19 protein-coding genes are annotated in these 15,369 nt (G+C 58.1%); 15 read left to right on the top strand and 4 right to left on the bottom strand.

All coding sequences use genetic code 11. The annotated features are described in order from the left end of the window. From ACH50O_RS03510 to ACH50O_RS03440, 15 genes are all read left to right on the top strand, one after another. On the top strand, positions 1–762 hold the full coding sequence (locus ACH50O_RS03510) for a MotA/TolQ/ExbB proton channel family protein (RefSeq protein ID WP_446810659.1): 762 nt from the start codon (positions 1–3) through the stop codon (positions 760–762). Next, positions 762–1,184, top strand: coding sequence for an ExbD/TolR family protein (locus tag ACH50O_RS03505; RefSeq protein ID WP_446810658.1), 423 nt, complete (start codon positions 762–764; stop codon positions 1,182–1,184). Before ACH50O_RS03510 ends, ACH50O_RS03505 begins: the two co-directional genes overlap by 1 nt. A gap of 295 nt (positions 1,185–1,479) precedes the next feature. After that, positions 1,480–3,987, top strand: a complete 2,508-nt coding sequence (locus tag ACH50O_RS03500; protein ID WP_446810657.1) for a TonB-dependent hemoglobin/transferrin/lactoferrin family receptor — start codon at positions 1,480–1,482, stop codon at positions 3,985–3,987. An 11-nt stretch (positions 3,988–3,998) separates the two neighbouring features. Beyond that, positions 3,999–4,238, top strand: a complete 240-nt coding sequence (locus ACH50O_RS03495) for a hypothetical protein (protein WP_446810656.1) — start codon at positions 3,999–4,001, stop codon at positions 4,236–4,238. A gap of 147 nt (positions 4,239–4,385) precedes the next feature. After that, positions 4,386–4,856 carry a hypothetical protein gene (locus tag ACH50O_RS03490; RefSeq protein ID WP_446810655.1) on the top strand — a complete coding sequence of 157 codons (471 nt, stop codon included), beginning with the start codon at positions 4,386–4,388 and terminating at the stop codon, positions 4,854–4,856. Beyond that, positions 4,789–5,124 carry a VPLPA-CTERM sorting domain-containing protein gene (locus ACH50O_RS03485; protein ID WP_446810654.1) on the top strand — a complete coding sequence of 112 codons (336 nt, stop codon included), beginning with the start codon at positions 4,789–4,791 and terminating at the stop codon, positions 5,122–5,124. Before ACH50O_RS03490 ends, ACH50O_RS03485 begins: the two co-directional genes overlap by 68 nt. 125 nt (positions 5,125–5,249) lie before the next feature. Next, positions 5,250–6,266, top strand: coding sequence for a ChuX/HutX family heme-like substrate-binding protein (locus ACH50O_RS03480; RefSeq protein WP_446810653.1), 1,017 nt, complete (start codon positions 5,250–5,252; stop codon positions 6,264–6,266). 101 nt (positions 6,267–6,367) lie between these two features. Further along, positions 6,368–6,913 carry a HugZ family pyridoxamine 5'-phosphate oxidase gene (locus tag ACH50O_RS03475; RefSeq protein ID WP_446810652.1) on the top strand — a complete coding sequence of 182 codons (546 nt, stop codon included), beginning with the start codon at positions 6,368–6,370 and terminating at the stop codon, positions 6,911–6,913. Positions 6,914–7,062: 149 nt separating this feature from the next. Further along, the gene (locus ACH50O_RS03470) at positions 7,063–7,953 is read left to right on the top strand and encodes a heme/hemin ABC transporter substrate-binding protein (protein ID WP_446810651.1); all 891 of its coding nucleotides are present in this window, start codon (positions 7,063–7,065) and stop codon (positions 7,951–7,953) included. Between the two features lie 7 nt (positions 7,954–7,960). Further along, positions 7,961–9,061 carry a FecCD family ABC transporter permease gene (locus ACH50O_RS03465; protein WP_446810650.1) on the top strand — a complete coding sequence of 367 codons (1,101 nt, stop codon included), beginning with the start codon at positions 7,961–7,963 and terminating at the stop codon, positions 9,059–9,061. Position 9,062: 1 nt separating this feature from the next. Beyond that, the gene (locus ACH50O_RS03460) at positions 9,063–9,887 is read left to right on the top strand and encodes a heme ABC transporter ATP-binding protein (RefSeq protein WP_446810649.1); all 825 of its coding nucleotides are present in this window, start codon (positions 9,063–9,065) and stop codon (positions 9,885–9,887) included. Positions 9,888–10,025: 138 nt separating this feature from the next. Beyond that, positions 10,026–10,850 (top strand): hypothetical protein, encoded by an 825-nt coding sequence (locus tag ACH50O_RS03455; RefSeq protein WP_446810648.1) that lies wholly within the window; start codon positions 10,026–10,028, stop codon positions 10,848–10,850. Positions 10,851–10,986: 136 nt separating this feature from the next. Further along, positions 10,987–11,994 carry a peptidase M10A and M12B matrixin and adamalysin gene (locus ACH50O_RS03450; protein WP_446810647.1) on the top strand — a complete coding sequence of 336 codons (1,008 nt, stop codon included), beginning with the start codon at positions 10,987–10,989 and terminating at the stop codon, positions 11,992–11,994. Continuing rightward, complete coding sequence (locus ACH50O_RS03445) at positions 11,991–12,746, top strand: matrixin family metalloprotease (RefSeq protein ID WP_446810646.1); 756 nt, start codon at positions 11,991–11,993, stop codon at positions 12,744–12,746. The genes ACH50O_RS03450 and ACH50O_RS03445 overlap by 4 nt, the downstream gene beginning before the upstream one ends. A gap of 14 nt (positions 12,747–12,760) precedes the next feature. After that, entirely contained in the window at positions 12,761–13,141 is a 381-nt protein-coding gene (locus ACH50O_RS03440) for a VOC family protein (protein WP_446810645.1), read from the top strand. A 237-nt stretch (positions 13,142–13,378) separates the two neighbouring features. On the opposite strand, the gene ACH50O_RS03435 is transcribed toward ACH50O_RS03440, so the two are convergent. The 4 genes from ACH50O_RS03435 to ACH50O_RS03420 all read right to left on the bottom strand — a co-directional run bounded on the left by ACH50O_RS03435 (position 13,379) and on the right by ACH50O_RS03420 (position 15,226). Further along, positions 13,379–14,119 carry a pentapeptide repeat-containing protein gene (locus ACH50O_RS03435; RefSeq protein ID WP_446810644.1) on the bottom strand — a complete coding sequence of 247 codons (741 nt, stop codon included), beginning with the start codon at positions 14,117–14,119 and terminating at the stop codon, positions 13,379–13,381. Between the two features lie 306 nt (positions 14,120–14,425). Continuing rightward, positions 14,426–14,755: a hypothetical protein gene (locus tag ACH50O_RS03430; RefSeq protein ID WP_446810643.1), complete on the bottom strand. Its 330-nt coding sequence runs from the start codon at positions 14,753–14,755 to the stop codon at positions 14,426–14,428. Further along, positions 14,752–14,997: a hypothetical protein gene (locus tag ACH50O_RS03425; protein ID WP_446810642.1), complete on the bottom strand. Its 246-nt coding sequence runs from the start codon at positions 14,995–14,997 to the stop codon at positions 14,752–14,754. Before ACH50O_RS03425 ends, ACH50O_RS03430 begins: the two co-directional genes overlap by 4 nt. A gap of 55 nt (positions 14,998–15,052) precedes the next feature. Next, the gene (locus tag ACH50O_RS03420; RefSeq protein ID WP_446810641.1) at positions 15,053–15,226 is read right to left on the bottom strand and encodes a hypothetical protein; all 174 of its coding nucleotides are present in this window, start codon (positions 15,224–15,226) and stop codon (positions 15,053–15,055) included. Positions 15,227–15,369 lie beyond the last annotated feature (143 nt).

Here is a 15,369-nt window from a genome sequence, read left to right as displayed (position 1 = left end):
ATGGCACTCAATCAAAGTCTCGACCATTTCCTGGCACAAACCGACAGTGTCGGCGCCTTCCTGTTTAGTTTGCTGCTGATCATGTCGGTAGCCAGTTGGTATTTCATCGTGGTCAAAGCCTGGAACGGCATCCAGGTCCGCCGCCGCGCCGAGCTGTTTTTACAGAAATTCTGGGCCAGCGACACACTGACCGACGTTGCCGGACACTTGGCCGACGGCGCCCAGGCAGACCCGTTTTCAAATCTAACCCGCCACGCACTGGCCGCGTCGCAACATCACGCCCGCCACGGTAGTCATGGCTTGCAACAGGCCGGCTCGACCACCGAGTTCCTGACCCGCTCGATGCGCCGCGTCATCGACGAAGAAACCGCGCAACTGGAATGGGGTTTGACAGCGCTGGCCTCCATCGCCAGCACCGCCCCCTTTATCGGTTTATTCGGTACGGTCTGGGGGGTTTACCACGCCCTGGTCAACATCGGCCAAGGCGGATTGGGTGGTCTGGACCAAATCGCCGGCCCGGTCGGCGAAGCGTTGATTATGACCGGCTTAGGTCTGGCGGTAGCGATACCGGCGGTGCTGGCCTATAACGATTGCGTACGCAGCAACCGTTTACTATTGGCCCGACTGGACGGTTTCGCCCACGACCTGTTTGCCTTTTTAACCACCGGTGCCACTATCGCCAGCGATCCGGCCGCTACGTCACAAAGCAAAGCCGCCGCAATCTCCGGCGTGGAACTGGCCTACGCCAGCGGAGAACAATAATGGCATTCGGCGGCTTCGATCAAAACAAGGGCGGCGGCCATACAGTCGCCGAAATCAACATGATTCCGTTAATCGACGTGATGCTGGTGCTGCTGGTGATTTTTATGATCACCGCGCCGCTGATGACCCATGCGGTGAAAATCGACCTACCCAAGGCTAGCAGCGTACCGCAACAACCCAGCGACGATCCGGTTGCGCTATCGGTGGATGGCGAGGGCCAGTTATTCTGGAACCAGGAAGCAATCGACCGCACCGTCTTGAATCAACGCCTGGCGGACATTGCACAATCGGCGCAGCAGCCGGAACTGCATATCCGTGCCGACCGGAACGTGCCGTACCACTTTGTCGCCGAAACGCTGGCGGATGCAGCCAAGGCCGGGGTCAGTAAAATCGGTTTCGTTTCCGAACCGGACAAAAAGTAAAGCAAGCCTTGGCTTTCCCGCCGATAACGGAAAGCCAAGGCCACACGAAGGAAAATAACGGCCGGTTTCGGGATGTCTGACCTAGGCAAGGCAAGGACTGCCGACTTGTAATGGCGAACAAAGCAGGATGCCTAAGCGTCAGACACCCCGAAACCGGCCGCACATAGCCCGTTAAATTTAGGGCCATACCCGTAAGCGCGACTTCAGCCGCGATTACAAAACCAAACAAAATAGCCACCTAGCCATTCGCGCCAGGCAGCCAGCATTTGAGACTGCACTGCCTGTTGGAATCGCTATGCCTTTATCTTTAAGCGCTCGACCTAGGTTGACCAAGCCCCGCGCGGACTACTGTGTTCGTGCGCGGCGTGACCAGACCGGCCGCCGCCCCGTTGTTAACGCATCGAAACTCAGCCGTTTCTATCCGCTCGCCGGCCAGACAATTTGCGCCCTGTTGCTGCTAAGCACGATGACCGCCAAGGCTGCCGACGATGCTGCATTAGACAATATCGATGAAACCGAGGATGTGGAACTAGCCCCCGTCACAGTAAAAGCCAAAATCGACCATCCGCCGGCAAAAGCCGTTCCCGGCACCGAATCGACGATAGACGCAGCAACGATAGAGCAGCGCATGGTGCGCAACATCAAGGATCTGATCCGTTACGAGCCTGGCGTAAACGTCGGCAGTGATCCGCAGCGCTTCGGCTCCACCGGCTTCAGTATTCGCGGTCTGGCCGGCAACCGGGTGCTGATGCAGGTCGACGGCATACGGCTGCCGGATAGCTTCAACATCGGTTCGTTCGCCAACTCCACCCGCAACGCAGTCGATATGGATGCCTTGAAAGCCGTGGAAATCGTGCGCGGTTCCGGACCGGCTATCTATGGCGGCGACGCGCTGGGCGGCACCGTCAATTTCGTCACCAAGGACCCGCGCGACTATTTAAAGATATTCGGTAAAGACTATTACACCAGCCTGAAGCTGAATTACAACACCACCGATAACGGCTTCGTCCAGACCGGCACAGCGGCCGGCGCAGTCGGTGGTTGGGAAAGCATGCTGCTGTTCACCCACAGCCACAGCAACGAAACCGATAACCACGGCGGCATAGACAGTCGCGATGGGACCCGGACGATGCCCAGTCCGCAGGACAATCAGGGCTACAATCTGCTCGGCAAATTGCTGTACCGCTTTAATGACGACAATGTGCTGCGCGTCAGCGGCGAATGGATGCACAAAACCTCGGCCATCGATGCGCTGTACGGCCAGAACCTGGACATTAGCAACCGCTTCGTTTACCGCATGCTAACCGACGACGGCCAGTCGCGCTGGCGCCTGTCGCTGGACCAGACGCTAAAACATCTGGACACGCCGCTGCTCGACGCCGCGATGTGGCAGTTTTACACCCAACGCTCGGCGACCCGGCAAGTCACCAACCAGGATCGGACCTCCGGCGCCAACGGCCATCAACTGGTCGAACGGATTTTCGATTTCGACAACGAGGACTTCGGCGGTCAACTGCGATTGGATAAACACTTCGCCTTCGCCGGCAGCGAACACGACCTGCAATACGGCGGCCAGATCAGCAAAAACAGCGTGGCGCAGCAACGCGACGGTACGCTGAACTGCCTTCAAGGCAGGCCATATAATCCAAGAACCCCGCGCATCCCCGACGGCGCTCCATCCCAAGATTGCCCCCAAGGTAAGGGGACCGTCACTAAAAAAATTACCCCGGACGAGTTCCCGGTCCGCGACTTTCCGCTCAGCACCATTACCAAGGCCGGTGCCTATTTGCAGGACACGATAGGCTTGTTCGAGCGGCGCATCGAACTGATCCCCGGCGGCCGCTGGGAATACTACCGTTTACTGCCGCAAAGCGATTATTTGTTCGAAAAAGCCTCCGCGCAAGCCGTTGACGAGGGCGAAGATTCCATCGTACCCAGCATCAAGGACGCCAACGCCTTCCTGCCCAAATTCGGCGCACTGCTGCACTTGAACGACAGCTTCACCCTTCACGGCCAATACGCTCACGGCTTTCGCGGCCCCAATTTCAGCGACAGCAACCTGGGTTTTACCAACGCAACCTTCGGCTATACCAGCTTGCCCAACAGCCAATTGCAGCCGGAAACCAGCGTCGGCGCCGAAGTGGGACTGCGCGGCAAGGGTAGCGCCGGCCAGTTTGACATCACCGTGTTCCGCAACGACTACGACCGTTTCATGTACGACGCGACGATTTGCGACCAGAGCAGCGGCTGCCAGTATCTGACCTTCCAAACCGTCAACGCTACAGACCCGATCCGGATGCAGGGCATCGAATTGAAAAGCCAGTTCTATCTGGATTGGCTGGATTCCGCATGGGCTGGAGCCAGTCTGTTGTTGACGGGTTCGTACACCGCCGGCCTCAACCTGCGCAGCGACCGAACCGACGACATCGCCTTGCGCAAAATCAGTCCGATGAAAGGCGTGCTCGGCCTGCGTTACGACCGGCCCGGGGGCGACTGGGGCTCGGAACTGATCCTGACCCTGGTCGGCCCAAAGCAAGCCAACACCGCGCCGACCGACGCCAGTTATTTGACCAGCGGCTACGGCGTCGTCGATTTCAACGCTTATTACAACGTCAACCGACACGTCAGCCTGAATCTCGGCGTATTCAACCTACTCGATAGCCGTTACATCGACTGGGAAGACGTCGACACCCAGGAAAGCAATCCGCACCGCAGTCTTGGACCGTTCGCCAACGCGGACATCCGTGACCGTTATTCCCGGCCCGGACGCAACCTCGGCGTCACTCTAAAAATCGCTTACTAGCGGAGAATCTGATGACTAACGAACATCGGCAAAACAGCCCGAAAAAGAAATTGGAAAGCCTATTCGACGATCTGCTGCGCCACGACGGTTTCGGCGATATGCGCGTAGAGATGCGGCTGCTGAAACGCGGCCAGAAGGAAGTGATTATTTACTGCGGCAAACAGTACCGCTATGTCGTGGACTTCGAGGACAAGCGCCCTGCGGCCGAAAACCCGCAGGCCAACCGCGAGGGTTTCGGCGGACCGCCATGAAATTTCGAAATTCCGCCACCGCGAAGGAATGTGGCATCGCGGATAGCCGGCACGGGGCCGAAACGGCGGAAGCTATTTTTGACAAAACCAACGGATCGTCTTCACGGAGAAGAGATACGTACACTCAATAACTTTAGGTACAAAAACATGAAAATCAACCAAAAACTGACTTTAATTGCCAGCCTAATGGCCGTATCCGGCATCGCGGCCGCTGACCTTACCAACGGTCCGGATCCTTATGCAACCGGCTACGGCTTCGACACCCCGACCGAAGCCGCCTGGGGCGGCTGGAATCGCGGTGATGCCGGCACTCTGTATGCGGAATGGGACTCCTTTGTCGACAGCTCTTATCCGGGTACCCGCACCGCCGCGCCGGACATCGGCAGCGCCGGCACCAGCAACGCCTATCTGGGCTGGAACGCGGGCACCTTCGTCAGCCGGCTCGGGCAATTTGTACAGTTTCAGCGTCGTGGAAAAGTTTGCCGCCACGATAGCCGGCAGCGTGGCCGCCGGCCCGTTGCGTGCCGCACTGCAATTCGAGACTTGGGGCATGCCTGCCGACTATTCAAGCATCCTGTTAAACGGTGTGGCGCCGACATTCACGGCGCAAACCTTTGACGATACCAATTACGCAAGTTCGTTCGGTAACGTCGAACTCATACAGTATTTGGCTTATTGGGATTTGTCCGCAGCGGCCTCGAGCTACGTGTTCACATTCAGCAGCAAAGAACCCAGCCTGAGCCTCGGCCAAGTCGCGCTGGATATCGGACCTAACACCGCCAGCGGACCGGTCTCCAGCGTACCGCTGCCGGCCGCAGTCTGGATGTTTGGCACCGGCTTTATGGGCATGCTGGGATTGAGTCGGCGTAAAGGTTTGCAGGCGTAAACCACCCGCCGATAAACGGCTTTGCGTTCCGCCTAGTTCGGCGCGAAGGCAAAGCCCTCCGGTCGCGATGTCCCGCAAGCGGACATCGCTATCGATTTACGGAGCTTAGCCAAATGGCAAAAACCATGATTAGACAGAACGAATCCATCGCGGAAACCTTGAAACAAGCCTGGCAAGAACTGCGCGCCGACCATCCGCACATGCGTATCCGCGACGCTGCGGCGACTTTGGGCGTCAGCGAAGCCGAACTGCTGGCGACCGGCTGCGGCAATCGAATCACGCGTTTGCGGGAAAACTGGCCCATGCTGCTGGACGCGGTCGGCAGCCTGGGGCCGGTCATGGCCCTGACGCGCAACGATGTTGCCGTGCATGAAAAAACCGGGCTTTACGACAAAGTGCACCATTACGGCAATGTAATACTGATTTCCGGACACAATATCGAGCTGTGCCTGTCGACCGGTGTTTGGCATTCGGGTTTCGCCGCTACCGAAGACACCCAACACGGTCCCCGCCACAGCCTGCAATTTTTCGGCACGGACGGCGAAGCGGCTCACAAGATTTATCTTACCGAGCAATCCGACGCCGGCCTTTACCGGCGCTTGGTCGATACCTTCCGAGCCGACGACCAGTCCCCAACCCTTGATTTGCCGCCCTTCAAAACCGAGCCGGCGCTCGGCGACCTGCGCCAACGCGACGACTTGCCGGAATACTGGAAGTGCCTGTTGCTTTGCAGCGGCCGCACCGAAAGCGAGCCGGACATTCACACTATTGGCCGGATTGCGCTACCACTATTCCGCGAGCTGTTGGCGCAATTGACGCAACTGATGCTGCCGATACAAATCCTGGTCGGCAATCGGGCTGCGATCCAATTGCATGACGGCCCGATTCAAAACCTGCGGATCACCGGGCCTTGGTTCAATGTACTGGATCAGAGGTTCAACCTGCATCTGAACGAAATGGCGATCGCCAGCGCGGACATCGTCACTGTCGCTTACCGGCAACACAATTTGACTGGCCTGCTGTTGCGCGATCAAAGCCACGGGACCGTGGCTTCGCTGTTCGGAAGCTATGACCAAGCGGAAGGCGAAAGCGCGGTTTGGCGCGACTTAATATCAGCCATGTCGATGACAGACCCTGTTTAGCGACGCCCGCAGCGTTGGCTGCTATGGACTTTCCCGTTCCACGGGCATCCGGCCACGGCATTTTTAGAACATCCGATAAACCCAAACTTTAGGACACAACCATGAACGATAAAACCATCGATCTCGAACAAGTCAGAGCAGCCTATGCCGCACTGCCGCAGAACTTTGCCTCCACGCTAATGGCCACAGTCAGCGCGGCCGGCGAGCCGGAGGCCAGTTACGCCGCCTATCTGCAACACGACGGCGATTATTACGTGTATGTCAGCGAATTGTCCGCCCACACGCAAAATTTGCTGACCAACGGCCGAGTCTGCCTGCTGTTCGTCGAGGACGAGGACAAAGCCGCGCATTTGTTCGCCAGGCAACGGGTGACTTACCACTGCTCGGCCGTGGAAGTCGACCGAGATACCGAGGCTTTCGAATGGATCCTGGGTCTATTCGAGGAAAAATTCGGCGCCTTTGTCAGACAGTTACAAAAAATGCAGGACTTCCATCTGTTCCGTATCCGTCCGCAACGCGGCAGTTTCGTGCAGGGCTTCGCCAAGGCCTTCGCGATCGAAGGCGAGCATCTGGAACAAATTCGCCATGTCAACGATGTCGGCCATAAGGAACGCCAACCCGAAAAACCCGCCGATGCGCTGACTTGATCGAACCGCCCGTTTTCACCTCGGCACTTCTCAAACTCACCGGTAAGGGCTGATTGGACAACGGCTAAAACCGATCCTGGCGGCGTAACCACAATTGCCGGACATGCAGTCCGATTCGATGAAACCATGCAATTGATCATCCGAAATTTATGAAAAAAATCAGACCATTACTTTGCCGGCTCGGCCTGCCGGCCTTGCTCGCAGCCGCGCTAGGCCTGCCGTTACCGGCGGCGGCCGGTACCCCGGCTCGCATCGTCTCGATCGGCGGCGCCTTGACCGAAATCGTCTATGCGCTGGACGGCCAGGCCAGTCTGGTCGGCGTCGATACCACCAGCTTGTGGCCGGAAGCCGCCAAAGCGCTGCCGCAAGTCGGTTATATGCGGGCGCTGTCGGCCGAAGGCATCTTGTCCTTGGCACCGACCTTGGTCATTGCCAGCGCCCATGCCGGACCGCCGCCGGTACTCGCGCAACTGCACGCCGCCGGTGTCGAAGTCAAAACCCTGACCGAAGAGTATTCCGAGCAAGGCATCGTCAATAAAATCGCAGACATCGCCGCAGTGCTTGGCAAACCGGTCGAGGGCGAACGGTTGGCGGCGCAAGTCCATGCGGACTTCAGCCGCCTGGCGCAATTGCGCGCCCAAGCCATCAAGCAGCCTAAGGTACTGTTTTTCATGGCCGTCTCGCACGGCGCACCGCTGGTATCCGGCCGCGACACCGCCGCCGACGCGATTATCGCGCTGGCCGGCGGCAGCAACGCCGCGGCCGATTTTTCAGGCAATAAGCCGATCGGCGGCGAAACGGTGATTGCGGCGGCACCGGACGCCATTTTATTGACCGAATTGACGCTGAATGCCGTTGGCGGTCTGGAGCAGTTTTATCAACTGCCGGGCATCGCCCATACCCCGGCCGGCCAAAACCGGCGGGTCATCGTGATGGACACCCTGAGTTTGTTGGGCTTTGGCTTGCGTAGCGGTCAGGCCGCACTGGACTTTGCCAAACAATTGCACCAGTTGCCGGCTGTCGCCGACCATAGACATTGATAGAGCCATGACCGTATCTTCCGTTTCGATAGTGCAACTGACGGCTATACGCCGGTTGAGGCCGGCAGTCTGGAATCGTTCCGCATTGTTGCTGGGCGTGGCGGCATTGTTGATATTAGGCAGCCTGTTCGCCCTTGGTCATGGCGCATTGACAATCGGTCCCGGAGCAGCCATGGCCATTGTCGCCGACCAATTCGGCATCGCCCTGCCCTGGCACTTTGCCAGAGAACAGCAAGCCGTGCTGTTGGCTATCCGCGCGCCACGGCTGGTGCTGGGGCTGCTGGTCGGCAGTTCGCTGGCGATTTCCGGCGCGGCGATGCAGGGCCTGTTCCGTAATCCGCTGGCAGATCCGGCTTTGATCGGCATCTCCAGCGGCGCGGCCTTAGCTGCGGTGGCGGTCATCGTGTTGCAACACAGCCTGTTCTCGGTGCTCAGCCTCTGGCTGGGCCATTATTTACTGCCGCTGGCGGCGATTGCCGGCGGCTTCGCGGTCAGTTGGCTGGTCTACAGGCTGGCCGACAGCGGCGACCGGCTGGACATCGGCTCGCTGTTGCTTGCCGGCATCGCCATCAATGCGCTGGCCGGCTCGGCTACCGGCTTGCTGGTGTATCTGGCCGACGACGATCAATTGCGCACGCTGACCTTTTGGAGCATGGGCAGCCTGAACGGCGCCGGCTGGGATAGCGTGATGCTGGGCGCGCCGTTTTTGTTGCTGAATCTGCTGTTATTGCCGCTGCTGGCCGACGCACTGAACGCGCTGCTGCTCGGAGAGGCCGAGGCCGGACATCTGGGTTTTCCGGTCGAGCGTATCAAAACCGCCATCGTGGCGCTGGTGGCGCTGGGCGTCGGTACCGCCGTCGCCTTGACCGGCGTGATCGGCTTCGTCGGCCTGGTGGTGCCGCACTTGCTGCGTTTGGCAATGGGACCCGACCACCGCTGGCTGCTGCCGGGTTCGGCGCTGTTGGGCGCATTGCTGCTGATCTGCGCGGACTATCTAGCCCGCAGCCTGGCCGCCCCCGCCGAAATCCCGATCGGCATCGTTACCGGCGTGCTGGGCAGCCCGTTCTTCGTCTGGCTGCTGTTTCGGCAGAAAATCATGGGGCATTGAGATGTTGACCGCGCAAAACATCACGGTTCGTATCGGCCGAAAAACCTTGCTCGATGGCGTCTCGCTGGCACTGCATCCGGGCGAGGTGCTGGCCGTGGTCGGCCCCAACGGCGCCGGCAAATCCAGTTTGCTGAAAACCCTAAGCGGCGAACTGGCACCGCAGGTCGGCAACGTGCTGATGAACGGCCGGCCGCTGGCCGATTGGGATACCCGGCAGGCGGCGCGGATGCGCGGGGTTTTACCGCAAACATCGGCCCTGGCGTTCCGCTTCAGCGTCCTGGAAGTCGTGTCGATGGGGCGCAGTCCGCACCGCCGCAGCCATAGCCATGCCGACAACGAAAAAATTGCCGGACTGGCGCTTAAACTGACCGACACCGAACATCTGGCCGAGCGCATCTATACCACGCTGTCCGGCGGCGAACGGCAACGGGTGCAGTTGGCCAGGGTGCTGGCGCAAATCTGGGAACCTTGCGGCCCGCTGCATCGTTATCTGCTGCTCGACGAGCCGACCTCGGCGCTGGATCTGGCCCACCAACACGCGGTACTGGCTATCGCCCACCGCTTCGCCGCCGCCAATGCCGCCGGGGTATTGGCGATTCTGCATGACCTGAATCTGGCTGCCCTCTACGCCGACCGCATCGCCGTGCTGCATCAAGGCCGGCTGATCGCCGTCGGCCCGCCAAGCCAGGTCTTGAACAGCGAACTGATTCAGCGGATTTTCGATTATCCGGTAACCATAGTCCGCCATCCGTTGTACCAGGATTGCCCGTTGATGATTCCGCACATCATGGGTCCGAACGGGCCGGAGGGCTGGATAAGCCACTAATGCCGGGGAAAACCCGGCTTGCATAACAACCCGGGCGCCGACGAGCGGCGCGGTATTGAATCAAAGCATTTGGTTACAACGGCTGCCGGCGAGCGGAGCGTTCTGACTCTTAATCTGACCGATAAGAAGGATACTCCGATGACAGCATTATCTGCATACCCCAGCTCTCCAAACTTCCGCGCAGCCAGCCCGGCCCTGGATATCGAAACCACAGCCAAAGCACCGCGCCGGCTCAGCGGACCTAGTCTGGCGCTATTGGCCGCGGCCTGCCTGGCCGCCGCACCCGCTCGGGCCACCACCATTGAAGTAGACGAGGACGTGATGACCTCCCCATTTTTCACCGGCAGTAATCGGGTCAGAGGCTACGACACCGATAACCGCGAGTTGCATCGCGTCTCGACCGACAGTCCATTTGGCGGTCCGGGCGCCGAAACCGTGTACTTGAGTTTCAACTACGATTTCGCCGGCAATTTTAGCGGTCCGGTTAAGGCCTTGTTGAACCTGCAAAGCGTCGAGGGCGGCGTTGCCGCCGACGCGTCCGCGGCAACGCCGTTTCTGGTCTCGGCACACGCGGTCAATGCCAACCCGTTAACAGCCATCGTCGATGATACCAATCCATCCGGCACCACCGACTGGCTGAGTTTCTACAACAGCCGAATCCTGCCGGCCGATGCCGCGGCCTCGACCAGTATCAGCGGTTTCGGCAACGTCCAATTCGACGTGTCGGCCATCGTCAACGACTGGATAAGCGGCGGCAACTCAATTTTCGTCATCGCCTTGACCGGCAAAAACGATAGTTCGGGCAACGATTTTTTGCATGGCTTTTTGAACAACTCGGCACATCCCGGCTCGACCTTTCTCAGCGTCAGTCAGGTACCGCTGCCCGGCGGTCTGATGCTGATGATTTCAGGTCTGGCGACCCTGGTGGCGGCTTCGCGCAAATCCAGGCCCGCGGCACTTTAGAGCGCTGCGAACCACTGCAGGTTTAAGGACGATCCGTTAACCCAGCCACAGGGATCGCGGTACTTAATCGAAGAGACGTTAACAAAGCTGCCAGGGATGGCGGCACCTTAATTTTCAAATTTTCGGAGCCATTTTCATGTCTTGCCTATCCAAACCTATTAACCAACGGATGCCCCCCAGCAAATCGGCAATACCGGGCCTCGGGCGCAATGCCGCCCGCGCCATGCGTCTGGCCGCGGCATTGGCATTACCGGCCATGGCCTTTCCGGCCCGGGCGATTACCGTTCAGTTTGATTATAGTTACGACACCCGCGGTTTTTTCACGGATTCCGTCAGCGGCGAACCCATTGCCGAACGCCGCGCCCTGTTGGAACTGGCCGCCGGCACTTACGCCCGCTTTAGCGACCACTTGACGCCGATCTCCCCGCAAGCCGGCGATACCTGGTCGGTGACCATCACCCATCCCAGCCTGGGCGGACCGCCGCTGACTTTGACCGACCTGTCGGTCGCGGCCGACACCATCCGCGTCTATGTCGGCGGCTCGCCTTCGGCCCCCGGCGTGTTGGGTTTTGCCGGCACCGGTAGCAATTTGAACGCCAACGGTTCCGCAGCGTTCGTTGCAGATGTCAATAGCCGTGGCCAAACGAACACCAGCGGCGATTCCGCCAGCGATTACGGCGTTTGGGGCGGCTATATCTGGTTCAACGCCGCGCAGGACTGGTACTTCGGCGCCGCCGCCGGACTATCCCCTGGCCGGCCGGACTTTTTAACCACCGCCACTCACGAGCTGGGCCACATTCTCGGCTTCGGCACCGCCGACTCCTGGTTCAGCCAAATCGACGAAACCGGCCATACCTTTACCGGTGCGGCCTCTACCGCCGTTTACGGCGGCCCGGTGCCGCTGGACAGCTTTTACAGCCACTGGGCGGAAGGCGTTAACAGCGACGTGGACGGTATTATCCAGGAAACGCTGATGGATCCCAGTACCGTGCGCGGTCAGCGTGAGCTGATGACCCGCCTGGATTACGCTGGCTTCAGCGACATCGGCTGGCAAGTCACAGCGGTACCGCTGCCCGCCTCTGCGTGGCTATTCGGCAGCACGCTGCTCGGCTGGTTCGGCCGCAGCCGGAGGAAATCCGCATGAAACGTTTGATATTGCTATCGGCGCTGGCGACTGGCAACGCCGAAGCGGCTTACTTTCCGATGTATTCCAGTTGGCCGCAACCGGCCGGCCCCGGTTCGGCCATCGAATTAAGCTACAGCTACGCCAATCTGCTGCACGGCAACATCCTGGATGCCCGTAGCGGCCAACCCATCGCTGCCGACTTGTTGCGCAGCGCATTCGAAGCGGCACTGCGGGATTACGCGGAGATCCTGCCGATCACCTTCCGGGAAGTCGCTGATGCCGGGCCTGCACCGGAAAGCGGCGAATACTATCCCACCGGCCTGGCAGATATTCGCATCGGCCAAGTCGCCCATATCGACGGCGCCAATGCTTACGCCTACTTTCCCCACGAAGGCAGCGGCCTGGCCGGCGACATCGTCTTTAACGCCGAACGCTTCGGCAACGACTGGTCGCTGGCACTGTTTTACGGTGTGGCACAGCACGAACTAGGCCATTCGCTGGGCATGGGCCATGCGCTGGACGAAAACGCTGCCGGCGGCGACGGGCAGCTTTCCGCCTACAACGGCCCGCTGTTTGCGCTGCAAGACGACATGATCAGCGCATTGCAGGCGGTTTACGGGACGGGACAAGGCAATGTGATTCCACTAACGCCCGCCACAGTGCCGCTACCGGCAGCGATTTGGCTGATGCCGTTTGGCTTGAGCCTGCTTGGCGCCGGCCGGTTCCACCGCCGGTCGGCGCGACAGTTAGCCGGCATCGTTAAACAATAACGGGAGAAGCTTTCATGAACTTAACCGTCACCGAAATCAAGGCCTTCGTGCCCGCCAAGGATTTCGAGCTATCGCTACGTTTCTACCGAGATATAGGCTTTACCCTGGCCTCTTCCGGCGACGGCGTCGCTTATTTTCACCACGGCCACGCGGCGTTTCTGCTGCAGGATTACTACCACCCCGGCTTGGCCGAGAATCTGATGATGCATTTGCTGGTGGAAAATGTGGATGCCTGGTGGCGGCAAATCGAAGCGCTGAATCCGGCGGAAAAATACGGCGTACGCCTTGAGCCGCCGGCACTGCAACCCTGGGGCATGCGCGACTTCATCCTGACCGCCCCCTGCGGGGTATTGTGGCGGATAGGGCAGAATGTGCCTATCAATCCTTCCGCTTAAACCGGCTGCGTACCGCCTCGGCAGACAGCATATTCAGCCAATCCAGCTCGTTAACGTGGATTTACATGGCCACATAATGTGGATTAACCACGCTATTTTTTAAAAGCCGGAAACGGATCGCCCAAACTACCCGCCTTCTAGCCGTTTTCTTTTTACTTATCCACAGCCGGTAACTCAAAATACCGGCACTAACACCGGATGAGTTCCTCCCAATAAGGATGTGTTTGGTTGCACGCATCAAGGCTGTGAACCGCCTTTCCGTAAGCCCAACACAGAATCCAGACCGGTGGCGTTTTTTAAACTTATCCCGTCGAAATTAGCGTGGCGAAAGTCGGCATCGGTCAATTCGGCACTGTTCAAATCCGCACCCGACAAGTCTGCCCATTGCAAGCGGGCTTTTCGCAAATTTACATTTTGCATTTTGGCGTAGGTCAATATCGCATGCGTAAAATTGGCGCCGCTCAGATCGGCGCCGGTCAGCACGGCATTATTCATCTCCACTCGAGCCGGCGCCATGCCTTGATTTGCCATATCCGCCCCCAAATCCGCACCGGAGAGTTGAGCCCTACTCAAATTAACCCCATTCGCCAATCCGATGATTCGGCTGTTGCTCAGGTTCGCGTCGGACAAGTCGGCATGATCCAGCACAACCGCATACAAGCTGGCGTTGGACAAATCGGCGTGTCTCAAAGTCGCTTTACTCAACTGCGCCCGGTTCAAGTTAGCGCCGCGTAAGTTCGCCCTGTCTAAATTGCAGCCGTTTAGGTTGGCGGAAAACAAATCGGCGCCTTTAAAGTCGATGCCCGACAGGTCCAGACCGGCAAGGTCTTTGTTGGCGAATTTGGCTGGCTGACGGCCGGCATCGTTAAGCATTGCTTCGACTTGTCCGCGGCTATATTCTGCTGCCCGGCAAGGAAACTGGTAAGCCGCGAATAATTGACCGGCAAATATCAACGGGTATACAAATAAAAACTTCATAAGGTCTCGACCGCGAAGGAAAAATGGCTTGGCTTGGCAGTGTAGTTCGGTCGTGACTTTGCAGGCAATCCGTTGCCGAAAAAAGGAAAAATGCCGCCAAACGTAGCGCTGCATGATTGTAATGGTGGGAGTCCAATTGGCTTGAAGACAATTTAAGGGCGACGCCCTTGGCCTTGACGACACTGAACTGTAATAGTCAACCCGCACGAATTGGATTGCCGTCACTTACAACTTGCGGCCTCCGGAGACTCTGCCGAGGCAGTAGCTTATTTTCGTCTGCCGCTTAGGAGGGTACCGGAGATGTAATCAATCTTTTTTCTTAAAAAAACCGAACCTAAAAATAGATTCCGCGACTTCTTGGATATTGGCCTGACCGCTAAGTACGCGGTCGATCAGCCTTTTATTACTTTTAGCGTAAATTGCCACGGCTATCGTTACCGCTGCTAACGCTATCCACATGACCTCCGCACCGTCGCCGCGAAATTCAGCGGCTATGTTCGCGCTGGTGTCGGGAAACAGAATTGCCGTAACGAAATAAAAAGATAGTGCGGCTGAAATCAACGCAATAAAGATCAATCCTGGATAGTATTTCATGCCCTCTCCCATTTCACTGTTGGCCCAAGGTAAATTCTTCAATTGAGCCTCGTGCTGGATTTAACGACGGTGAAACCCGCGCGTTTGCTTTTGTCTTTCCGGCCGGCTCTGGCCTGATGCGAGGCTTCCGCCATGGTATCGGCAAAACTCAGGAACTCGTTCACCTCTAGGCGCAAGGACATATTCTGTAGATGAAGGTGTACGACACCGCATTCGCGACAAATCAAGACTTTACTGAATTCGGTAGCCGCCAGACATTCGTGGGTACAGGGTTTCTTGCTCATACGTTTACTCCTTCAAAATCGTTAGGGATTGTGTAAAAAATTTAAAGCGCTTGATTTATTGCCGATCAGAACCGACTAAGCCGCGGCTGAGTTTGGCCTTTGCCTGAGCCAGAAACATCTTCCAAACGATCTGCTTCGAACCCAAATCCAGACACCGGAAATCCGTGGCATGGATTTCACCTTTTTCGACCAATGCCGCCAACACTTCAGGCGCAATTGCCAGCCTCACAACCGAAGGTTCACGAAATATAGGAAATAGTCTTTTCACGGTACGGAAGCTTAATTTGAACTTGCTTCAAATAATAATCATTCTCATTTAAAAAGTAAAGCGTCGCTTCCCCGTATGGATATTTGGAGGACGTTTGCCGCTTC

This window comes from Methylomonas sp. 2BW1-5-20, assembly GCF_052474515.1.
This window is presented reverse-complemented; position numbering and strand designations above follow the sequence as displayed.